A 23,781-nucleotide genomic window follows, 5' to 3' on the forward strand; every position below is an offset into this window, starting at 1 on the left:
GTTATCTGGTCAGATCAGGTAAACTAAAAAGAACTTCCGATTTTTTAAAAAATGTCCAAAGAAAGATAAAAGTAAAAATTATAAAACTGGAATTGGGTATACTGTCAGGTTTACTAATATTGGGTTATTAATGGGAAAGGAAACGCAGCATGAAGGAAATAATGCCATTGTTAAAAGAACATTTTCAGACCGCAAACGGACTAATATCTTAAAAAGAGCGGAGCAGCTGACCATTGTATTTTTGCTTCCGAAGGTGCCAAGATTCATTTCGCCTAACCTGCTCACTTTAATTGGTGCGCTTGGTTCTGGGTTAGTCTTTTTAGCTTTTGTTTTGGGTGCTTATTCAACAGATCAATATCTACTTTTGGGTATTATCGGATTGGCTATAAATTGGTTAGGAGATTCTTTAGATGGAAGATTGGCATATTACAGAAATATTCCGCGCCGCTGGTATGGTTTTGCACTCGATATCATCGTCGATTGGATTGGTATCGTGCTTATAGGCTTTGGCTACTACATCTATGCTGAAAACGGTACGCAAATCATAGCTTTTGCTTTTGTTGCATTATATGGCTGGTCTATGATCATCAGCCAGCTACGGTACAAAATCACAAACCAATACAGCATAGATTCCGGTCTTGTCGGTCCAACAGAACTCAGGTTTATAATTGCTCTAATTTTAATTGCAGAAGTCTTTGCTCATGGATCAATTGCTTACTTGGCTGGCTTTATTACCATTATTTTATTTGTAATCAATACCATAGACAGCTTTAAACTTTTAAAGCTAGGCGATTTAAAAGACAGAAGCCAAGACTGAGATGTTTAAGAAAAAATCAATTTTCACTTTTCTGCGGGCGCAAGTTGCTGCATTTTTAGGCGGTCTTACGGATTATGGCTTAATGATTTTATTGACCGAAATATTTAAGCTGCATTTCACCTTCTCTATTTTAATTTCAGGAAGTGTTGGCGCAATTATCAATTTCAGCATCAATAGATTTTGGGTATTTAAAAATCACTCTGGCTATAGCAGCTGTATCAATAACCAGCTTTTCAAATTTGCGCTGGTTGTATTGGGTAGCATTTCCTTAAAATCATTTGGCACGCTCATTCTGCAGAAAACATTTCAAATCGATTATCGAATCGGAAGAATAATCACTGATAGTTTTGTATCGTATGGTTTTAATTACCCACTAATTAAATATTGGGTTTTTCGGGTAAACGAAAAACAGAGTGCAACCGAATAAAATTAACGTATAAATGTTGTGTTATGGACAAATTGACGTTTAAATATTTTTCAAAATCAGTAATCGCTATAGCGATCTTAATAAACATGGCCTCTGAAAAACTATGGGCGCAGTCTGAAAATCCATCGCCATTACATTTTCCAACACCTAAAAATATAGATGATATGCTGTTTTACATTCAGCGAGATCCCAATACAAACACTGCTGTTTATGCCATAAACTATCTAGAAAACGGAAAAATAAACAAAAGCAATCCCGTAAAAGGGTATTGGATTCGATATGCTGAAAAGGGAGAACGAAAAGACTTCAATTATATCCAGCGCAGATTTGCTTATGGAATCGAAAGTAAGATTTTAAATAATGAAGAGTTTGAGCTTCAGTTTGCAGCCTATAAAAAACTTCCCCTCACCTTGAAGAAAATAGATTCAGATCAAAAATATCATGCATTTGTAAATGTGAACCGCAAAAAAATACAGGTAGAAAAAATATTTGTACGAATTGAAGGAGGCTCGTTCTGGCTACCAAATGTTAAGTATGCAGAGGTTACGGGAATTGATGCTTCCTCAAATAAAATAATTACTGAAAGAATATTATTAAAATAAATTCTAAAATTAAAACTTTGGAACCAGAAGATAAGCGCTGCCAATCAACTTTCATTATTTTCCAGTAATAGTATTCTAACATATTGTTTCTTGTTTGGGTTACACTGCAAACAATATCTTACTGTTTAAACTTTTAAAATCCAACAGAATCGTCCTGTCAAATCCGTCTGAGTAAAAAAAGATCAAAAAAAGTAATCCATATACAAAACGTAAAAAGCATTCTATTAAGAGAACTTCAATGATGATAATTTTGTTTTCATAACTTATAAAAACCAAAACCAATGTCTTTCAGATTTCAGCTTCTATTAATTTTATCAGTATTCAGCCACACCTCTTTTTCTCAAACTGTTTATCCTAAGATTACAGGATATTTTGGCATTTTGCATCCAATAGTAACTGTAAGTGAAGATCAAACTGCTGTAAACTTCAGAGATTATTATGCTGTGGGTTTCCCAACGGGAATCAATATTTGGAAAAACGAGAAAATCGGATTTTCTTTTGAGGTAGTTCCGAATATTAAAGATGATCAGGGAACTGATAAAGTAACCAATTTATTGTTCCATCCTGGAATTCTGGTTGCTTTAGGAAACGGATTTACATTTGCAGGAAGAGCCGCTTTTGAGTCCTCGGGGAGATATGGCTTTACACCTGTTATAAATAAAACAATAATAAAAAGCGCCAATTGCAGCTACTTTGCCGCTATACCTCTCCCTGTACGCTTTGGCAACGATCATCCAGCTTCCTTTACAGCAGGCTTTCAATTTGGAATTGCATTTTAAAATTTAGGTTTATGAACGAAAATCCCAAATACACATTAAAAGAGCTGTTTCTATATTTCTTAAAGCTCGGCACAATCGGATTCGGAGGTCCTGTTGCTTTGGTTGGCTATATGCACAAAGATTTGGTGGAAAACCGAAAATGGATAACTGAAGAAGAATACCGAGAAGGACTTGCCTTGGCACAGCTAGCGCCTGGACCTCTTGCAGCGCAGCTTGGCATTTATCTAGGATTTGTGCATTATCGCTTTTTGGGTGCAACATTAATTGGATTTGCCTTTGTACTGCCCTCTTTCTTAATGGTACTGCTATTAGGGATTATTTATCAGATATATGGTGGCCTTTCTTGGATTCAGGCTGTATTTTACGGTGTAGGCGCAGCTGTTATCGGAATAATAGCTTTGAGTTCGTATAAACTTACTTTAAAATCTATAGGAAAACCAAATCTTGAAGCAATAAAATCCAAATGGCTATTATGGCTATTTTTTATTCTTGCCGTTCTTATCACTTATGTCACAGAAAAAGAACAAGTGTTTCTTTTTATAGCAGCAGGACTTCTATACATGATTGTTTATGCGCGTCCTAAATGGTGGAATATAAAGACTGCAAACTCTTTTTCTTTAATTACTTTTCTCGCTATATTTTGGAGCTATGAAAGTTCAACTCTCACTAAAATAGCGGTCTTTTTTGCTGAAGCCGGCACCTTTGTCTTCGGAAGCGGCCTTGCGATAGTTCCCTTTCTTCATTCAGGAGTTGTGACCGAAAATCAATGGCTTACAGAACAGCAGTTTCTGGACTCTGTTGCTGTTGCCATGATCACGCCAGGCCCTGTAGTAATAACTGTAGGATTTATAGGTTATCTCGTCAATGGTTTTTTGGGAGCACTGGTAGCTGCACTAGCGACCTTTCTTCCTTGCTATCTCTTTACTATCGCGATGGCTCCATCGTTTAAGAAGATTGCTCAGAACAAGCCTGTTAAAGCATTTGTAGAAGGCATTACGGCCGCTGTGGTAGGCGCACTTGTCGGATCTGTAATTGTAATAGCCAAAAGGAGCATAATAGACATTCCAACGGCTATCATCGCTATTGTCACCATTTTTGCGCTGCTTTATATAAAGAAAATTCAGGAACCTTATATTATTGTGGTGGCGGCTGTCTTGGGTCTAATCATTAAATTAGTCATCGTATAGGGCTAACAGCTTCGTTACTTCCCTCTCCCAAGAGATTCAAGCTAACTATTGCTCACAAATCTAAAAAAGAAAAATACGACGCTCCTTGTCTCTATTAGCAACGAAATACCTCATTCATCCAGATTTAAAATACCAGATAGAGGACTTATTAAGAGATCAAAGTTTTATGCCATTTAACCTTTAAAAAAATAGATCTTAATCTGAATATATTTTTTAGATTTATGAGCTGAAACATTACTAGTCCAAAAAATCCTTAAGCCCATATAAGCATGAAATTTCATAATATAATTAAGACGGACGACTCAAAAACTACGTTACTTATCCGTCTCATGGTCGGTACGGTATTTCTTTCAGAAGGCATTCAAAAATTTCTGTTTCCCGCTCTTCGCGGCGTAGGCCGTTTCCAAAAAATGGGACTGCCTTCTGCTGAATTCTTAGGAAACCTTGTTGCTGGCTTAGAAATAATCTGTGGAATACTAATTTTGATTGGATTTATCACAAGATTGGCAGGCATTCCTCTTTTAGTAATAATGGTTGCAGCTATAGTCACTACCAAATTCAAAATTCTTGCCCAAGATGGCTTTTGGGAAATGATGCACGAGAGCCGCACAGATTGGGCAATGCTACTGGGAAGCATTTTTCTTATTATTAAAGGTGCTGGCAATTGGTCAGCTGACAAAACTTTAATGAAAAATGGAGCATAATGCAACCCTTAAAGAAATTGCACGGGTATTCCTAAAGCTGGGAACAATTGGCTTTGGCGGACCTGCTGCGCACATAGCCATGATGCACAAAGAAGTGGTCTCGAAATACAAATGGCTAGATGAACAGCATTTTCTGGATCTGCTTGGAGCTACCAACCTTATTCCTGGACCGAACAGCACCGAAATGGCTATTCATATAGGTTATGTCAAAGGAGGCTGGAAGGGTTTGCTAACTGCCGGGTGCTGTTTTATCATGCCAGCCGTATTGATAACTGGGATTCTGGCACACCTATACAGTCTTTATGGACAGCTCCCTGAAGTACAGCCGTTCATTTATGGCATCAAACCAGCTATTATAGCCATTATTATTGGAGCAGTCTCACCATTAGCTGTAAAGTCGGTAAAATCTATATTTTTAGGTTTGATTGCAATAGCTGTCCTTACAGCTACTATCTTCGGAGCTAATGAAATTTATCTGCTATTCGGATCGGGACTTCTGGCTATGGCTGTATTTTATATTCAAAAAATGAGAATTGACGGACTTGGCAGCTTTGCCCCACTTGCTTTAATGTCTTTGCCTCAAACCGGATTTTGGACAGCAGTAAATTCTAAACTCTTTTTAACGTTTCTAAAAATAGGTGCTATTCTCTACGGAAGCGGATATGTGCTGTTTGCATTTTTGGATGCTGAATTAACAGCCAAGGGTCTACTTACAAAGCAGGAATTAATGGATGCCATTGCTGTAGGCCAATTTACACCCGGTCCTGTATTTTCTTCTGTAACTTTTATCGGCTATCAAATAAATGGCCTTTCAGGAGCAGTGATATCGACTGTTGCAATTTTTCTGCCATCTTTTATTTTCGTTGTACTGCTTAACTTTATAATGAAACGATTACGAGGGGCAAAAGGATTATCTGTTTTTATTGATGCAGTAAATGCTGCTTCTATAGCAATAATAGCCGCTTTGTGCATATCTATGGCCGAAGAAACTGTTACTGATTGGCGAACAGTTTTAATTGCAAGCGTTAGCGGTATTACAGTTTTTACCTTAAAAAAATTAAATACTGCCTTAGTAGTTTTGGGAGGCGCATTGCTGGGCTACATTCTGACTTATGTTTAGCACATAATGCAAAAATTTTGATTGCTAATACACATCAAAAAAACGTAAAATAATCCACTTTCTAACCAGCTTCCTCACTACTATTCTGTCTAATAGCAAAACCCCACCTAATTTTCCGCAGGAAAATCATTGGAAATCATTTCGAGCTTATCTCTGCTTATAGGCTTGTTTATAAACCGGATGACCAGAGGATTGCTTTGGGCGCGCTCAATGTCATCGGGATGCAGAGAAGTGGTTAGCATTAAAATTATACATTTGGCTTTAATCACCTCTGGAAAAGTGGCATACTGCTCCAGAAACTCGTATCCATCCATGCCCGGCATGCTGATATCTAGAAAAATAAAATTCGGTAAAGCATCAGGCTCATCTTCCAATGCTCTCAGATATTCCAATGCCTGCTGAGCAGATTCACACAGAATAGTTTCTTGGGCAAAACTGCATTTTTCAATCATTTTTTTTGCAATAAATCGGTCTGTCGGATTGTCATCGACAACAAGAACCTTTTTGTAAAATGTTTTTTGAGAAGCTGCTTCCATCACTTTATATTTTTATAATCTGTCTGTTTGGGATTTGAATATAAAAAGCGGTTCCCTCTCCCACTTTGGAAGTTACCTTTATCTGGCCTCCAAGTTTGTTGAGAGCCTCCTTTGCAATATAGAGCCCAAGCCCTGATCCTACCGCCTTGTTAGATGCGCGATAAAACATATCATATATTTTAGGCTGGGATTCTTCTGGAATGCCTATTCCGTTATCACTAATTACAATATGCGTTTCATCTTCCAAAATGTCAATTTCAATTTTAACAAAAGGATTTTTCTTTTCGGTATCTTGATAACGAATTGCATTTGAAATGAGATTATTTAGAATATTGTTAAGCCTGCTTTTATCAGAAAAAACAGGGCTGTCCCCTCTAATAGCGGTGATAAAATCAACGCTGCGGCTATTATCGCCCATGAATTTTAGATTCTGCTCTATGTCATTCAAAAGCTCTTTGTAACTAATCGAGTCATTGCTTACATCAGTGCGGAGATTACGCGAATAGTCTAAAATATCACAGATAAAGGTGTCCAGCCTTTCTGCATTGCCTTTCAAAGCTTCTAAATATTCCAAAGTATGCTCTTCTTCTGTCTCATCTTTTGCAATTTCAATCAGCCCCAGCATGGAATTTAGTGGTGCTCTTAGGTCGTGGGAAGCACTATACACAAAGTGGTCCAATTCATAATTGGCTCTTTTAAGTTCCATATTTTCAATTTCTTTTTTCTTGAAAATAAGATCGATATGCATTTCGCTGTATTTCTTAAACTGGTAGGCCCACAGTCCGCAAACTGAGAAAATAGCCGCCACAAGAACAATATGGAATATAAAGGTCTGCAGCGACATATGATCAAACTGCGTAAAATAAATGCCGCCTACCCCTGAGTACTGCATATAGGCAAACAGGGCGTGATGCACTATCACGATGATTAGAAGAGGAATCTGTAATTTCCATTTCTGATATGTAATCAATATGGCGCTGGAAAGAAATGCCGTAAAGTGCATTTCAAACAGGCCATGCATTTGATAGATAAATTGGGCCATAAAGATTCCTAAAACAGCACTTAAAACATACTGGTAGAAGTCTGAATCAACAAGAACCATTTTTGCAGAAAAATAGGCCACCAATAATAGGCCACCCACTCCAACTGCTATCTGCCAGGTATCATAAAAAGTAGCCAGAAACAAGCCAAAAGCAAAAAAGGTGAAAATAAAATAATTGGCTAAACGGTCTGATTTGGTTTTAATAGCTGATAAAAATTCAGCAATATGGGCTGATTGGTCTAGGTTTTCGTCTTTTTGCTTCATTTGCATCTCTTAAGCTATTTAAGGTTAAAACGATCTATACTGTAAAAATAAATCCCAATTTTAGCATTCTAAAAGCATCAGGCCATCAAACGTTCTGTGGCTATCTAAAAAACTGTTACTACAATTCTGAGATACTTTTCTTCGAGATGATTTTCAAGCTGCCGAACATTTGCATAAGTTCAGCATGTCTTCAAGATTTGGAACTGGGCTTGAACTAAAATACAAAATTTTTAAGACAATTGTAATAAGAGCATTGCAAAAAATAGGAAAATGATACCATCAATATCCTCCCTCAACAAAATTTTCACATCACCCAAAATAAAAACATAAACTATTGCAATACTTAATTTCCCTTTTACCTGCTCTAAATACTGAAATCTTAAATTCATGTTAAAAAATTACGCAATCGGTTGTTTTTTAATTTCTTTTATTATTAAATTAGCAATGAAAAACTTACAAGAATTTGTAGGTTAATTTACTAACTAATTAAACCAATTAAAGTTATGAAAAGAGTAAAAAAAGTGATTTTTCTATTTCTGGCGATTATTCCTCTGATGGAATTATATGCATGGCCTGGAATGCCGTTGCCTCCTCTACATGTTGATGGCAAGAATCTAAAAGATCCCTGCGGAAAAAATGTATTGCTGCACGGGGTAGCCATAACTCCCAGTCCCTGGTTCAATGGCTGTTCTTATGGCCAATGTCGCTGGGATAATTATAATGTTCAGGGATGTCTGAATTACAATAATGCCGTTATGGATGCGCTCACAAACACAGCAAATGGATGGAAATTAAATTACATAAGACTCCATATCGATCCCTACTGGACTAACACACCAGGATGCACAGCTGGAGAAAATAACATCTCGTGCTTTGATTATAATAGACTGGTTACTTATGTAAACCAAGTCATAATTCCTCTAATCAACCACGCCAGAAGCAGAGGCCTTTATGTTGTGCTTCGCCCTCCTGGAGTATGTCCCAATCGAATTGCCTATGGAGACAGCTACCATAATTATTTAAGAACTGTTTGGCAATATCTATCGAGTCATCCCAACTTAAAAAATGTAGACAATGTTATGTTCGAAATTGCCAATGAACCTATAGAAATACTAGGAACAAATGGAAACTGGGGCGCAACAGATGATGAGCACTTTGCCGCATTGAAGAACTTCTTTCAAGATATTGTGAATAGAATTAGGTCTAATGGTGCAAATAATGTCTGCTGGATACCGGGAACAGGATACCAATCCCATTATCAGGGATATCCAAACCATTTGATAACAGGTGGCAATATTGGCTATGCTGTACATGTCTATCCAGGGTATTGGGGAGCAAATGCTGAAAATACAACCAGCTTCAATAATGCTTGGAATGCCAATGTGCAACCGATTGCTAATATAGCGCCAATTATGATAACAGAAACCGATTGGTCGCCTACTGGAGCAGAGACATGGGGAACTGGAACAACAAGCGGTTTCGGACTTAATCTTAAGGGCAGAATCGATGCCACAGGAAATTGCAGTTGGAATCTACTGGCACCCGAGGGGCTTATAACCAATGCAGATCCCTACAATGTTACAACTGCTTTCAACAATAACTGGGAGGCGTGCGCTGCGCCAGTCAAACAATGGTTCTCTGAATATGCAAACAGCAACATTCCGTCGCAAACCTGCACTACTCTAGTAAACAATGGCGTCTATGAAATTGAATTTAAAACAAATTCAAATAAAGTGGTAGACCTTATGTATGGAACGAATGCAAATGGCACTGCCATCCGACCTTGGGACCGATTGGGCACAACAGCACAGCAGTGGATTGCCATTGATGCTGGAAACGGGTATTGGCGTTTTAAATCCAATGCAAGCTCAACTGGACGTGTAATAGATCTTGAAAGTGCAGATCCAACAAATGGGAAATCAATAAGACTTTGGGACAATTATACTAATGATGCCCAAAAATGGCTGGTAACCGATGTTGGCAACGGCTATTACAGCATAAAATCAGCAGTTGACACCACAAAAGGCTGGGACACATCCAACTGCAATATGGATGGAACAGCAAATCTCCAACTTTGGGAATATTATGGGACTTCATGCCAACTATTTAAATTCAATAAAATAGGAACGACTTCAAAAAGTGCTGTTGCACAGAATATTTCAGCAGACATTATAGAAATAGATGCTGGCGTACAGATATATCCAAATCCGTCAAAAGGTGGAGAGTTTAATATCCATTTTACTTCAGAGTCAGATAAAGAGTATTCTCTAGCCATATACTCAATTGGCGGCGAACTGGTTTATGAAGCAAAAAATCTGAAAACCAATGCTAGTCAAACTATTAGAACAAAACTTCGCAAAGGCATATATGTAGCAAGGGTTCTTCAAGATTCATCTGCTGCATCCAAAAAGATAGTCGTTGAGTAAAGACAGAACTTTTATAGTTCTACCAATCATATAAATACCAAGCCACTGTTTTAGATCTTCATTTAAAACAGTGGCTTTTTCTTTTCTTCTGCTGGCATCATGAAAATAAAAACACTGATTAATTAACGTATACTAGCAAATCTCTGCGCCCCATATCCACAGGCACTTCCTCTCATATTTTCCATCTTTATTTATCTCATTCCATTCAAAGTAACGCTAAGCAATGCTGTGAATTCTTGGCAGGAAAACTTCAGCCATCATACATCTAGCACTTCCGCCTCCGCAAGCTTCAATCGTATCTAAACTTGAACTTAAAATTTCTGCATGATTTTCTAATTGGGCAATTTGTTTCGGAGTCAAGCTTTGATGTGCTGAAGCACTCATTACAATATATCTCTTATCATCTTTCCCTCTCACTTCCAGCATATTTCCTGCAAAATTATTTACCTGATCTTCTGTAATTAAAATAATCTCTTTCTTATCTTCTTTTAGATTATCCAAAACCATTTTGCGCTCTTTTTCATCATCAATAGAATCTGCGCAAATAACTGCAAAAGTTTCGCCTAAGCACATCATCACATTAGTATGATAAATCAGTTTCCGCTTTCCATTTACAGTTTGAAAAGCTTTAAAAATTACTGGTGTATAATCAAAGTTTTGGCAGAATTTAATAACCAATTCTTCATCTGCGCGAGGCGACAAAGCACAATATGCTTTTGCGTTGGCACGATCTAAAAGTAAACTTCCGGTTCCTTCTAAGAAAATGCCTTCTTCTTCTGCCGCGTTATAATAAATAATATTAGAAATCTCGAAGCCTTTTTTTTCCAAAATATCCAAGATATCATCACGACGTTCCAGACGACGGTTTTCTGCAAACATAGGATACAATACTACATCACCATGCTCATGAAATGAAACCCAATTGTTTGGAAAAATACTATCTGGAGTATCGGTTTCTATAATGTCATCAACAACAGTTACATCGACACCAACAGCCCTTAGCTTTTCTACAAAAGCATCAAACTCCTGCTGCGCTTTAGCATTAACAGTATCTGGCAAAAGTCCATTCAATACTTTCTGGTAATAATTATTCACTGCCGTCTGTTCATTCATTCTGAATGCTACGGGTCTAATCATTAGGATTGCATTTGTTGTCTGTTTCATTTTTATATTTTTTTGTTTTAAATTTCAAGTGTCAAATTCTGGAAAAACTTGAAACCTGAAACTTGAAACAATTATTTAATCCCTAATTAATGGCAAAGTTGAACATCTCAACAGACCTTCTTGTTTTGAAATTTCTGAATAAGGAATTTCCTCAACTGTAAAACCATTTTCACGAAGCCAATTGTTCAATCTCGTAAAATTCTTCTCAGAGACCACCACATCTTCATCTATTGAAAATACATTCGAAAACATATTGTACATTTCTTCTCTTTCGATATGAAATAAGTTTTCTTTTCCGAAAAGTTCAACCAAATACAAATAATCTGCCTCTTCGCGGAAACCTCTTTTATAGATAATCCCTTTATCTTTTCCTACTGGCTGAAAACAGCAGTCTAAATGCAAAGCGTTGTCTCTTGCTTCTAACTTAGATTTTACTAAATCAAACTCTTTTACAATTTTATGAGGAAACAGAGATTTGATATAATTTACGCCATGCATATTGGTTCTTGCAGTTATGTAATCTTTATAATCGCTCCCTTTATAAGTTCCTATAAAAATATGGTCTTTCCAAAGCATAACATCGCCGCCTTCTATATGAACTTCTGCTGGCGGACGAACAATTTTTAATGGATCAATCTGATCAATTACATATTGAATCGCGTCCAGTTCGCGTTCTCTGTCAGGCAAAATGTTAGATTTTACAAAAACATCATCAATGACAAATCCAATATCACGGGCAAAAATCTGATTGTAATTTTCAATCGTTTCTGGGCGATACACTTTTACGCCATATTTTTTAAAAACGGCATTAAAAGCCTTCATTTCAGCAACCATATCCTTTTCCACAGGATAAGTTCCTGCCTTAATATGTTCCAAGGATTTAGGGTCATAGGCCTCTTCTATAGATGGAGTTGGACCATTGCTGACAGCTGAACCCAAAACTACAGCACGAAGTCGAGACGTTTCGTTCTTTACATTTAACCGCAGCAAGAATCTATTATATTTTTGAAGATAATGGTACATCTTGTATTATATTGGTATTTTATTTTTGAGAGTTAATTATTCTATTGCGTTTCCCTTATTCATTGAGTTTGCCATTTTCTACGAACCATTTTTTCCATGTGCCTCCAGTTCCATCAATCCAATTATTTAAATTAAATGTATTAGTTCCAGCACTAGTTCCTTTAACCTCGTAAACGCTAATGGCAACCTTATTCAGATTCCATTCCAATGGATTGTTTGGCTTGCAAATTTCTGGCTTGTTGTTTGGAATTTCTGTATTTGGCATTATAAAATAGGCAACATCATCTTTAGAAGGATAATTTCCAAAGACTCTTGCAATTCCTTTTTCGTCTATACAAACGGAAGTGTATTCATCGCAAGCTATTCCTTTTCCTTGAGCTTTATAATCATTTATAATTCGGGCTAAAAAAGCAATATGTCTTCCTTTTCTATCGGGATTATCATAATGGGTATCGGTAATGACATCTTTTAAAATTGCATTATCTAAAAAAGACTCGTTGGATATTGTGACTTTAGTATCAAAAGGATTTAACAATGCTTCTTGAGAAGTGATCGTGCCATTTTGAGCCGAAAAATAAAATCCTCCCTGAATCGCCATACCAGCACTGGTTCCGCCCACGACAACTTTTCTATTGATTATTGCTTTATTGATAGCTTCAGAAATTGGCGTGTTTCTCCAATACGAAATATATTCCCACTGATCTCCTCCTGCAAACCAAATTGCTTCTGCATTATTTATTTTTTCTATTATATATGCATCAGAACTCGCTTTGGTATTTTTAAAAACAATAGTTTCAACAGAATTAATAGCGATTCCTAAAGAGGTATACAAATACGAATTATAGCCATCAGTTCCAGAGGTGCGTAATATTAAAACATCTCCGCCATCTGCCCTATTTAAAAACCATTTCATTGCCTGATCGTTTTCGGTTGCTCCCCCCATCAAGCAAATTCCTCCCTTTGGGGCTGTAATTTTATCTACTTTATTTCCTGTAAAGTAAGACACATAGTTTTTTGCTTCTGGTGTTTTTGGATCCGAATTTTCCGTATTGTTTTCAGAAGAGCAAGCGCTCAAAATAAACAGAAAAGTTATTGCTATTGTTTTCATTTTAGTCTGATTTTACCAATTGAATAAATATAAAGGGGGAAGAATCAGCAGCATTGATGCTATTAAAAATACCACCATTCGAGGCAGCATCCATTTAAACCACTTGCTATAAGGTATTTTAGCCAAAGAAAGCGCTCCCATTGTAACTCCGCTTGTTGGAATAATAAGATTAGTAAAGCCGTCTCCTAATTGAAAAGTCAGCACTGCCATTTGTCGGCTTATTTCTGAGGCATCACAAATCGGAATTATAATGGGCATGGTCAAAGAAGCTTGTCCCGATCCTGAAGGAATGAAAAAGTTTAAAAATGATTGGAAAAAAAAGATGCATTCAGCAGATACAGCCTTTGGCGTGTTTTGGGTTATTGATACAATAGAATTAAGTATCGTGTCAATAATTTTGCCTTCTTGTGTAATAATTAGAAGTCCTTTGGCCAGTCCTATTACCAATGCCGCAGTCATCATGTCTTTAGCTCCCAATACAAAAGCATCTATCGCTTTTGATATTGACATTCTGTAAACAATGGAGACAAAAATAGCTAAGGCCAAAAACAAAGCAGCGATTTCGTTTATGTACCAATTATAATTGCTCACCCCGTAAATTAAAATGAGAATGGTTGCAAAAAGTGCATATAAAATTATTTTCCTAGCGGTGTCTAATTTAAAGTCAGATGTCTCAAGATTGCTATTCTCTTTTTCATCGGCAATGCCAAACAATAGGCTTTTCTTAGGATCTTTTCCAATTTTTATTGCATAATGCGTAATTACGAAGCAAGCACATGTTGTTAAAATAAACCAGACAAAAATCCTATATTCCATTCCGCTAAAAATTGGAATTTGTGCTATACCTTGTGCAATGCCAATAGTAAATGGATTGCTAAAGGCACCTCCAAAACCAACGCCAGTTCCTACAATTGGAATTGCCGCTCCAACAATTGCATCATAACCCATTGCTTTTGCCATGGGTACGGTAATCAGAATAAAGATTAAAATCTCTTCGCTCATTCCAAAAGTAGCTCCTGCAAAAGAAAATAATACAATTAAAAATGGAACAATAAAAATTTTATGTTTTGGCCTTTTATGACTAAACTCAATTACATTAAAAAGTCCTGCGTTTATGGCGCCCGTCATGTTTATAATAGAAAACGCTCCTCCCACCAGAAAGACAAAAGCAATAATTTGAGATGCCGAAATAAATCCTTTAATCGGAGCTTCCAAAAAAGCTTTGATTCCTTGAGGAGATGCTTGTACAGACTTGTAAGAACCTGCAATAATTTTCTCCGTTCCGTTTTCAATCGTACGATCGAATTCTCCTGACGGAATTATCCATGTCAGACCTATAAAGAGAAGTGTAATTACTAGAATTATAGTAATTGTATCTGGGAATTTTTCTAATATTTTCATTTTTTTTATAATTTAAATTTCTCTCCCGGCAGAAGGATTTCTAATCTAATATCTTTACTTCCTAATAGTCCGTTTTTGACTTGGATATTTGTTTTGTTTGTTTTTCTTATAATGACCACTTGCGAATCTCCAGTAACTCTTGCATCGTCACCTTGTACCACTATAGCGGTCGATTCATCAATGCCGATTCCTAAATAATCTGGATTTTCCATAGCAACCGACAATAAACGGTTCATTCGCATTCGGTAAATGAAATGTTGATCGATAATGGCATTTGGCAGCAAACCCAATCCCGTTGCTAATTCAAAATTTTTTACTTCGATGCTATGGAATTCTCCAGTATAAGTTGGGTGCTTCAATTCATTTCCTGAAATCATTTTTGTGCTCATTACTGCTGCGCCAGCACTTGTTCCTGCTATGGTTGCCCCATTTTGATAGGCAGTATGAATGGCTTTATAAACAGGGGTATTCAAAACTGATTTCATAAACAAATTTTGATCTCCACCAGTAATATAAATTAGGCTAGCTTTTTTTAGAGAATCAATCTGTATTTTTGGCTGGCTGATTCGATTAAAATTAAAAGCCTTTATCTTGTTTGAATTTATACCTAATCCAATAAATTGTTTTGCCGTATAATAAACTGCCGAATCGGGTTCTTCGCTAGCCATTGGAAGTATCACCATAAAGTTTTCTTTATTTAGATTACTAACTGCAATCAATTCAGAAACCAATTTATCAGATTTTTTTCCGCCACCAATTATGAATAGCTTTCCTTTAGCTTTAAGCTCTTCAACATTGTTAAGCTTTGATTGGCAAGAACACAACAGTAGTAAACACAAGATTACAAAAAACGGAATAGATTTCATGATATGATTTTAGTGTTATACTTCTTCGTTATCCCAGATATATACTTTTTTTTCTTTCTTTTTTTCACACACAAATCCACGGTACATTCCTTGAGAATTATATGAAAAATTAATATTTCCGTCTTTGTCAATTGCAATAAGCCCTCCTTCTCCACCCAGCTTTGTCAAATGGCCTTTTATCGTTACTCCGGTTGCCTGCTCTAGAGACATTTTTCCAAATTCCATTAAATTTGAAACCATGGAAGATACTGTGGCTCTAATAAAATATTCTCCAACACCAGTGCAAGAGACGCCGCAAGTCTTATTATTGGCATAAGTCCCGGCTCCAATAATCGCGGAGTCGCCAATTCGTCCATCCAATTTATTAGTCATTCCTCCTGTCGAAGTCGCTGCGGCTATATTGCCATTTCTATCAATAGCAACTGCGCCAACAGTTCCCATCTTTAAGTTGGTATGATCGAGAAAAGTTGCTGTTTCAGAGATTTTTTTTGCCTCCAAAAATTGTTCTTTTCTAAAATCAGTATCAAAGTAATGGTTTTCTACTAATTCGTGATTAGTTTGTTCTGCCAAATTATCGGCAGCTTCACCAGAAATCATGATAAGGTCTTTATATCCTAATAAACTTTTGGCGAATAAAACGGGATTTTTAATTTTCATACTGTTTGCTACCGATCCAGCCTCTAACGTAGCGCCATCCATTATTGAAGCTTCTAATAGATGTTTGCCTTCTCGAGAATAAACGGCTCCCTTTCCCGCATTAAAATGAATGCTATTCTCTAAAGCTACTACGGCAGCAGCGACCGCATCAACGGCATTACCGCCTTTTGCTAAGATCTCTTCTCCTGCATTAAGAGCAAGAATAAGATCCTCTTTTATCATTTTTTTATCTGTTGGTGATAGATTCTCGGGAGTTATCACACCCGCACCTCCGTGTATACAAAGTGCAAACGGCGTTTTATTTGTCATTTCTTTTTCTTTTTTTGAATTTAAAGAAGACTGCTAAGCGACATACATTTTTTGTAAATGAATCCCGCATTAGCAGCTTCCTGGGGGATTTTTTTAGTATCCTGGATTTTGTTCTAACTTGCCTTGGGCAATTGTAATTTCGTTTTGCGGTATTGGATAAGTTGTTCTGAAAGCAGGAATATTCAAAATTGAAGTTGCTCTGCCTAATCGAACGATAGTAAACCATTGGTGTCCTTCAAAACCTAAGTCCCTTTTGTTTTCTTCAATCAAAATAGTAACAAAAGCATCTAGATTTGGAATTTGGGCTAAAGTGTAAGGCTTACTCGGTAAAGCTCTTTGGCGTACCACATTTAAATCAGCCAAAGCCGAAGTTAAATCTTGAGGGGTTTTCTTTGCCAAAGCTTCTGCCCGAATCAGATAGATTTCTGAAAGTTTAATGATAATGGCATTTCCGTCTATTTCGCTGTCACGAGTTCCATATTTATCACAAAAAACTTCCTTTCCCGAATCGTAATATTTATAACTTCTTGGATCGTTGTCGTCGTCCATTGGTTTGAAAAAACTATTGTAATCAGCAGAAAGTTCTGGAGGTGAAACTGATAAAAATTCGGTCAAACTATTACCGTCAATACCTAAAAACTGTAACTCTAGGATAGCTTCAGACGAACCTTCAACATCATAAATATCATTAAATTTTGTATTTAATTTATACGTACTATTGCTAATTACTTTACTGGCATACAATATGGCATTATCATAATCGCCTTGATAGAGATAAACCCTTGCAAGCAAAGCTTCAGCAGCAGCTTTTGTAATAAAAAATCTATTGCTGTCATATTTCAAAATTGCAATGGCATCTTTTAAGTCTGAAATAATTTGCTGATAAGACTGAGCAACAGTAGATCTGGAAATTTCTTTAGCAGATTTTGCATCCAAATATTTAGTTGAAATTGGAACACCATATTTTGAGTTTGGATCTGTAAACTGCCCGAATTGGCGCAACGCATCAAAATGTCCTAGTGCTCTGCAAAAAAGTGCAGTTCCTTTAGAATTGTCATCTTTCAGCTCAAGCTCTTCCATTTTCTGCAAAATCAAGTTGCTGGCATTTACAAGTGTATAAACATTTACCCAATTGCTTTGAATATAAGCATTTGATGGTGGTACAATAGCGTTGTCCAACTGGGTAAAACGCTCTTGAAAACCGGTCGCATCTGCATTGCCTCCCGTTAATTCCTGAGCCAATATAAATTCACCTCCGTAGTATGTTCCGCTTTGCATCACATCATACAGTCCTACAGCGGCGGCTTTTAATGAAATATTATCAGTTATGGCAGTTGCCGCCGGAATTTCATCATCTAATTTTGTGTCCAGTACATCATCACATCCTAAAACTGTAAAAGCAAGTAACATAGACAAGAATACATATATCTTTTTATTTTTCATGATTTCAAATTTTAAAATGTTGTACTTAATCCTAATGTAAAAGTGCGTGCCTGACCTAAAGTTCCAAAATCCTCCCCTTGCAGAATATTCAAATCTTCCTGACTTGAAGTATTTGTAGAAACTTCAGGATCGAAACCTAAATAATCAGTTATAGTAAATACGTTTTGAGCTTGGATATAAAGAGAAAGACTATTCAAACCAATTTTGCGAATCACATTAGAAGGCAGCTTATAAGCAAGACTTAAAGTTTTCAATCTGATATAATCTCCATCTTCCAAAAATTGCGTGCTAAAGCGCTGCATCTGTCCATCTTTTGTAGAAGGCCTTGGCACATCAGTAATTTGCCCTGGCGTTCTCCAATAATTATCATATACTCTTTCGCTAATATTAGAATATGGGATGCCGCTTTTTGTATACCCATAATTATCGTAAACATGACGGCTTTGATTGAATATTTTGTTTCCTCCAGAGAACACAAAGTTTGCCGTCAAAGTAAATCCTTTGTAGCTGAAATTGTTGCTCCATCCGCCAAAATAAGTTGGCAATGCGCCTCCAACCATTTGTCTGTCAGAGAAATCGATTATTCCATCTTTATTTATGTCATCAAATTTTGCGTCTCCGGTTTGTGGATCCACACCCAAAAATTTAATTAAATATAGAGTACTTACTTCTTGCCCTTCCTTCAAAATATGATTTCTGCCCACTTCTTCGCCGTCATTAATCAATTTTTTAATCTTGTTGTCAAGCAGTGTTAAATTAACTCCCGTATTCCATTTAAAATCATCTCCATCAAAGACGGCTGCATTAATTCCAAATTCAAAACCTTTATTTTCTATAGCTCCAACATTTTGATAAACAGAATTGAAACCAGTAAGTCCCGAAACTTTTGCTTGCAATAAAAGATCATCTGTTTGCTTGTTAAAATAATCGGCCGTTAAAGTGATTCGGTTTTTAAACAATCCAAAATCTAAACCTATATCAAGTTGCTTTGTTTTTTCCCAACCCAAGTCCGGATTTTCTAATCGGTTAGGTGCTATTCCCGGAACTCCGTTATAATTAGCGTTTAGAGTATAAGTTCCTCTCCAATTTGAACCAATTTCTTGGTTTCCTGTAAGTCCATAACTCGCCCTAATTTTAAGATCAGATACGCTTTCAATTTTAAAGAATTTCTCTTTATTAATTCTCCAAGCCACTGATCCTGAAGGAAAATAACCGTATTGATTATTCTCTCCAAAGCGAGAAGAACCATCAGCTCTCAAAGTAAATGATGCTATATATTTGTCATCATAAACATAATTTGCTCTTCCAAAAAAAGATTGTAAACCGTATTGGTTTTTACCCGAAGTACTAGCAATAATAGTACTTGCAGCCGAAATACTAGATGTAGTGTTAGTAGCGTATCCGACACCAGATTGGTCAGAAAAACGAGTTTCATTTTCTTGTATTGTCCATCCTAAAATAGCTCCGAAATTATGCTTTTCGCCAAATTGTTTAGTGTAGTTTAAAGTATTTTCAACAAGCCAATTTGTTTCTTCATAAGTGGCATAAATTCCCTCACCTGTTTTCGATTTATTTGTTCCAGAGGGAACATAAGAATCTTCAACCAAGTTGGAATATTCTAATGAAAAAGAAGATTTAAATTTTAAATCTGGAATAATTTTCCATTCAACATATGCTGAACCCTGTAAACGTGTAGATTGAGAAGTGTTTTTATATTCGTTCGCAATTTGCACAGGATTTTCAAGCGGCCACCAAGTGTTGTATTTAAAAGGATTGGTATACTTCCCATTTTCATCATAAATGGGTTCTGTAGGATCCCAGCCTTGCGCATTGATTACCACTCCATATTCATCATTTTCGCCAATTGTTCTCTGATGATTGCTACGAGTTATAAAAAAAGTATTTCCTACTTTGAATTTTTCATTAATATTATGATCCAGATTCATACGGGCACTTAATCTCTTAAAGCCTTGCCCTATCTGGATTCCTTCCTGATTATAATAGTTTCCGCTTAAGTAATAGCTTGTTTTTTCACTTCCTCCTTTAACGCTAAGATCTAAATTTTGCGTTACGCCAACTCTAAAGATTTCATCGTAGATATTGGTATTGATTCCTTTTGAAGTATCGATCCAATCAAAATAATCAGAACCTAGTCCGTCAAATTCTGCAGCGGTGTTAAAAAACTTTTTAAACTTCTCGCTGTCAACCATTTTTGGATATTTCGAAATTTCAGCAAAAGAAGTGTAATAATTAACATCTACAATACTTTTACCTGTTTTACCTCTTTTTGTGGTAATTAAGATTACTCCGTTAGCACCTCTTGATCCATAAATAGCGGCTGCGGCAGCATCTTTTAAAACTGTAAAAGATTCAATATCATTTGGGCTCAAATCTGCTAATGGATTAACTGGCTGTATATTTGCATTTAGTGCCGAATTATTTCTAGACACGATTGGAATTCCGTCTATGATATACAAAGGCTGGCTGCTCGCTGATATAGAAGAAACACCACGAATATTAACGCTCACAGCACTTCCTGGTGTAGCCGATGACGAACTTATATTCACCCCAGGAGTCTGTCCTTGCAAACTGTTTTCAAAACTTGAAGAAGTTCCCTGAGGCAAATCTTTGGTTTTTATAGATTGTATACTAGAACTCACATCTTTTTTAGATTGCGTTCCATAACCAATAATTACTACTTCATCTAGGCTTTGGCCTTGACCGGAAGTCATAGAAATAGTATAATTGGATTTTTCGTCTATCGTAACTTTTTGGGTTTGATATCCAATATAGGAAAATTCTATCGAAGTGCTGTTTTCAGGTATTTGAAGTTGAAATTTTCCATCAAAATCTGTAATTGTACTTGCTTTTGAATTAGGAATAATAACATTGACGCCTACCATGGGTATATTGGATTGTTTGTCTGTAACAGTTCCTTTTATAGTTTTTTGTGCATATGTTGTAATACATGACAACAACACAATAATCAGTTTTATTTTATTGGTTAGTTTCATTTTCTTAGTTTAAAATTTAATAAAATTGACAATAGAAACACCACGACTATTCATGAAAATGAAGAGTTTTGGCATAAAAATCTGTAAACTGAGAAGTGAAACTTTTTAACAATTAAATATTGGCTGCAAACCTTTTAGATAAAGTGATTTGCAATCAATACAACGATATAATAAATTGGTAAAATTCATTTGATTAGGTTTGGTTGAGAAAATAAAAAATACAATAATGATACTAAACACTTAAGAATAGTGTTTGCATATCAATTCTTCAACAGTTAAAGATAGGCTGAAGACCTCTTAGAGTAAGAGATTTTGATTTTGTGACTGTATTTGCTTTTCCTGCAATCAAAATAGAGTGGTATTATTTGATGATAAAATTAGAAAAAAAATTGAATTAAAAAATAAAAATCATATTTTTAATTAAACTTTATCCATACTTTTAGTTTTTAAGTTGACTTTTCCGCATAATTTTAAGAGTTTAACCAAATAAAACAAAAAGAATTTATAAATAATTACAGAAGTAAGAAGTTCTTTTCCAATAGCCTTTAACAATAACAAATATCAAAGTTATTAAGTCAATTTATCAATTTATTGATCATGCCGTTAAAAATAAAACCATGAAAAGGCAGCACAGCATACCAGTACAGCCTTCCGAGAATTCCTGATGGCTTAAAAGTTGCTGCCTGATATAATGTATTATTAAAAATTTTGAATTCAAGCCATGCTTCTCCCGGAAGTTTCATCTCTGCATAGAGAATTAATTTTCCTTCTTCCTTATTAGCATACACCACACGCCAAAAATCAAGAGCATCTCCTGCATGTATATCATGTTTATTCGTTCTTCCTCGTCGAACTCCAACACCTCCAAAAAGCTTATCAATAAATCCCCTCAAACCCCAAAGCCAATCACCATAATACCATCCGGTTTCTCCTCCTATAGACCAAATTTTAGCAATAGTATAGTCTCTGTTTATAATTTTTCTTTTTCTTCTATCGATAAAACAATCTTTTTTAGGAACCTTTAAATAATATGAGATACTTCCTTTAAACTGTCCGCTTATTTGCGCATCTTTCCAGCTCGAAGCTACTTCATCTTGGTCAATTTTTACAATTGCTTTTTGTAACGCATGACGGTAACTCATAGGTTTTATATCCAACAACTCATTGATTCTATTGTCCCTGCAAACCACTTCTACTCTCATACTACTCACTAATGCCGAAGCCAGTTTAAAAGAAGTGGAAGTAATGAAATATAACCAATAGGAAGACAACTTTGGCGTCATTACTGGCAGTGTATAAATAAATCTTTTGAGTTTTTTAATCTTTGCAAATTCTAGCAACATTTCCTTGTATGTAAGAATATCTGGCCCGCCAATATCAAAACTCGCGTTGTATGTTTTAGGGTTTAGCAGTGATTTCATTAAAAATTCTAAAACATCGGCAATGGCAATAGGCTGGCATTTAGTATTAAGCCATTTTGGTGTAATCATTACAGGCAGTTTATGGACCAAATCCCGTATAATTTCAAAAGATGCACTGCCTGAACCTACTATAATTCCTGCTCTCAAGGTTGTTGTTGGAGTTTTACCACTTTTTAGGATTTCTTCTACCGTCTTTCTAGAAGCCAAGTGTTTAGATAAGGATTTATCATTGACAATTCCGCTTAAATAAATAATTTGCCTAGCGCTTGTATCATTTATCTTTTTTTTGAAATTACTTGCAGAAATTCTTTCAAGCTCATCATAATTGTCAGCGCTAGACATGGAATGAATAAGGTAATACGCGGCATCAATATCATTAGGAATAGTTTCTACACTTTTATATTGCAAAAAATCAACCTCAAGAAGTCTAACGTTTGCTGAATACTTTTCAGGATAAAAAAATCTGTTCTTGTCCCGTACACAGCAGATTACCTCATGCCCCTCTTCAAGTAGTAAGGGCAGAATTCTTTTGCCAATATATCCTGTTGAGCCGGTTAATAGAATTTTCATGATGACATATTAAATTTTAAAGCTGACCAAGCCACAATCCATTTGAAAAATTTGTCCCGAAATAGATCCTGCCGCATTTGAAATAAGATAATGTGCCATTTTAGCCACTTCTTTAGGCTGTAAATATCTTTTTAAAGGATGACGCTCAGACATGTTTTCTTTCATACGATCATTTCTGAGGATTGAAGCTGACAATGGAGTTTCTGTAATAGTAGGCGCAATAGCGTTAATACGGATTGCGGGAGCGAGCTCTGCACCTAGTGATTTAACAAGACCTTCTACTCCACCCTTTGCTGCAGCAACACTAGCATGATAAGGGATTCCAAGTTTTACTGCAACTGTGCTGAAAAGGACCACAGACGGATTTGTCCCTTTTTTTAAGGCTGGCAGATAATGCTGTATTACTTTCACAGCACCAATAACATTGATTTCGAAATCATTTCTGAAATCATCAATGCTTAAACTCAGAATAGGTTTCAGATTTATAGAACCTGGACAGTAAACAATAGCATCAATTTTCTCAATTTCTGGAAGCGCGTCCTTTAAAATGTCTGCCGTAAAATGAATTAAGTTAGGATGTGAAATATTAGGAGCAGTTCTGCTAATGTTATAAACTTGCTTCGTTCCCAATTGCTCCAATACTATTGCTTCTCCAATTCCTCCGCTTCCTCCTATTACAAGTATTTTTTCCATAAACACCATTTTTATATTAGGGTCACTATTAAAAACTTCATGTTTTATACCTCAGTTTAAATAAAGGCTTGATTTATAGATTAAAGGTAAGAATTGTTTAATTTTTATCAAAAAATATTGAACAAAATAAAACTAATAGGTATGAGCAGAAACAATAATTACATTCGTAAAGATTAATAACAAGTAAAAAAAAACTGCCCAAACATCT

General features: G+C 35.9%; 20 protein-coding genes. 8 read left to right on the forward strand and 12 right to left on the reverse strand.

Going from position 1 to position 23,781, the window contains the following annotated elements; all coding sequences use genetic code 11:
* Window positions 1-130: 130 nt before the first annotated feature.
* The 7 genes from FF52_RS22500 to chrA all read left to right on the forward strand — a co-directional run bounded on the left by FF52_RS22500 (window position 131) and on the right by chrA (window position 5,636).
* Complete coding sequence (locus FF52_RS22500; protein WP_008469214.1) at window positions 131-817, forward strand: CDP-alcohol phosphatidyltransferase family protein; 687 nt, start codon at window positions 131-133, stop codon at window positions 815-817.
* A gap of 1 nt (window position 818) precedes the next feature.
* The gene (locus tag FF52_RS22505; protein WP_008469215.1) at window positions 819-1,244 is read left to right on the forward strand and encodes a GtrA family protein; all 426 of its coding nucleotides are present in this window, start codon (window positions 819-821) and stop codon (window positions 1,242-1,244) included.
* 23 nt (window positions 1,245-1,267) lie between these two features.
* Window positions 1,268-1,846 (forward strand): DUF4833 domain-containing protein, encoded by a 579-nt coding sequence (locus tag FF52_RS22510; protein ID WP_008469216.1) that lies wholly within the window; start codon window positions 1,268-1,270, stop codon window positions 1,844-1,846.
* A gap of 281 nt (window positions 1,847-2,127) precedes the next feature.
* On the forward strand, window positions 2,128-2,625 hold the full coding sequence (locus FF52_RS22515; RefSeq protein ID WP_008469217.1) for a hypothetical protein: 498 nt from the start codon (window positions 2,128-2,130) through the stop codon (window positions 2,623-2,625).
* Between the two features lie 11 nt (window positions 2,626-2,636).
* Window positions 2,637-3,812: a chromate transporter gene (locus FF52_RS22520; RefSeq protein WP_008469218.1), complete on the forward strand. Its 1,176-nt coding sequence runs from the start codon at window positions 2,637-2,639 to the stop codon at window positions 3,810-3,812.
* A gap of 269 nt (window positions 3,813-4,081) precedes the next feature.
* Complete coding sequence (locus tag FF52_RS22525; protein WP_035692241.1) at window positions 4,082-4,516, forward strand: DoxX family protein; 435 nt, start codon at window positions 4,082-4,084, stop codon at window positions 4,514-4,516.
* Window positions 4,506-5,636 carry a chromate efflux transporter gene (gene chrA / locus FF52_RS22530; RefSeq protein ID WP_008469220.1) on the forward strand — a complete coding sequence of 377 codons (1,131 nt, stop codon included), beginning with the start codon at window positions 4,506-4,508 and terminating at the stop codon, window positions 5,634-5,636. Before FF52_RS22525 ends, chrA begins: the two co-directional genes overlap by 11 nt.
* A 107-nt stretch (window positions 5,637-5,743) precedes the next feature.
* Here chrA and FF52_RS22535 read toward each other — a convergent pair whose 3' ends face one another.
* Both FF52_RS22535 and FF52_RS22540 read right to left on the reverse strand, forming a co-directional pair.
* Complete coding sequence (locus FF52_RS22535; RefSeq protein ID WP_008469222.1) at window positions 5,744-6,172, reverse strand: response regulator; 429 nt, start codon at window positions 6,170-6,172, stop codon at window positions 5,744-5,746.
* A 4-nt stretch (window positions 6,173-6,176) separates the two neighbouring features.
* Window positions 6,177-7,478 carry a sensor histidine kinase gene (locus FF52_RS22540; RefSeq protein ID WP_035692274.1) on the reverse strand — a complete coding sequence of 434 codons (1,302 nt, stop codon included), beginning with the start codon at window positions 7,476-7,478 and terminating at the stop codon, window positions 6,177-6,179.
* A 503-nt stretch (window positions 7,479-7,981) separates the two neighbouring features.
* Between FF52_RS22540 and FF52_RS23280 the strand changes: the two genes are divergently transcribed.
* Window positions 7,982-9,904 carry an RICIN domain-containing protein gene (locus FF52_RS23280; RefSeq protein ID WP_008469224.1) on the forward strand — a complete coding sequence of 641 codons (1,923 nt, stop codon included), beginning with the start codon at window positions 7,982-7,984 and terminating at the stop codon, window positions 9,902-9,904.
* 216 nt (window positions 9,905-10,120) lie between these two features.
* On the opposite strand, the gene ctlX is transcribed toward FF52_RS23280, so the two are convergent.
* The 10 genes from ctlX to FF52_RS22595 all read right to left on the reverse strand — a co-directional run bounded on the left by ctlX (window position 10,121) and on the right by FF52_RS22595 (window position 23,573).
* Complete coding sequence (gene ctlX / locus FF52_RS22550) at window positions 10,121-11,068, reverse strand: citrulline utilization hydrolase CtlX (RefSeq protein WP_008469225.1); 948 nt, start codon at window positions 11,066-11,068, stop codon at window positions 10,121-10,123.
* Window positions 11,069-11,143: 75 nt separating this feature from the next.
* Entirely contained in the window at window positions 11,144-12,058 is a 915-nt protein-coding gene (locus FF52_RS22555) for a dimethylarginine dimethylaminohydrolase family protein (RefSeq protein ID WP_008469226.1), read from the reverse strand.
* 88 nt (window positions 12,059-12,146) lie between these two features.
* Window positions 12,147-13,199 (reverse strand): cyanophycinase, encoded by a 1,053-nt coding sequence (locus tag FF52_RS22560; protein WP_008469227.1) that lies wholly within the window; start codon window positions 13,197-13,199, stop codon window positions 12,147-12,149.
* A gap of 12 nt (window positions 13,200-13,211) precedes the next feature.
* Entirely contained in the window at window positions 13,212-14,600 is a 1,389-nt protein-coding gene (locus tag FF52_RS22565) for a YfcC family protein (RefSeq protein ID WP_008469228.1), read from the reverse strand.
* Window positions 14,601-14,605: 5 nt separating this feature from the next.
* Entirely contained in the window at window positions 14,606-15,466 is an 861-nt protein-coding gene (locus FF52_RS22570) for a cyanophycinase (RefSeq protein WP_008469229.1), read from the reverse strand.
* A gap of 15 nt (window positions 15,467-15,481) precedes the next feature.
* Window positions 15,482-16,432: an isoaspartyl peptidase/L-asparaginase family protein gene (locus FF52_RS22575; protein ID WP_008469231.1), complete on the reverse strand. Its 951-nt coding sequence runs from the start codon at window positions 16,430-16,432 to the stop codon at window positions 15,482-15,484.
* Window positions 16,433-16,525: 93 nt separating this feature from the next.
* Window positions 16,526-17,875, reverse strand: coding sequence for a RagB/SusD family nutrient uptake outer membrane protein (locus FF52_RS22580; protein WP_035692245.1), 1,350 nt, complete (start codon window positions 17,873-17,875; stop codon window positions 16,526-16,528).
* A gap of 11 nt (window positions 17,876-17,886) precedes the next feature.
* Entirely contained in the window at window positions 17,887-20,889 is a 3,003-nt protein-coding gene (locus tag FF52_RS22585; RefSeq protein ID WP_008469233.1) for a SusC/RagA family TonB-linked outer membrane protein, read from the reverse strand.
* A 575-nt stretch (window positions 20,890-21,464) separates the two neighbouring features.
* Window positions 21,465-22,880 (reverse strand): SDR family oxidoreductase, encoded by a 1,416-nt coding sequence (locus FF52_RS22590; protein WP_008469234.1) that lies wholly within the window; start codon window positions 22,878-22,880, stop codon window positions 21,465-21,467.
* A gap of 9 nt (window positions 22,881-22,889) precedes the next feature.
* On the reverse strand, window positions 22,890-23,573 hold the full coding sequence (locus tag FF52_RS22595) for an SDR family NAD(P)-dependent oxidoreductase (protein WP_008469235.1): 684 nt from the start codon (window positions 23,571-23,573) through the stop codon (window positions 22,890-22,892).
* Between the last annotated feature and the right edge of the window lie 208 nt (window positions 23,574-23,781).

Origin of the sequence: Flavobacterium sp. F52 (assembly GCF_000278705.1) — a bacterium.
Lineage (GTDB): Bacteria > Bacteroidota > Bacteroidia > Flavobacteriales > Flavobacteriaceae > Flavobacterium > Flavobacterium anhuiense.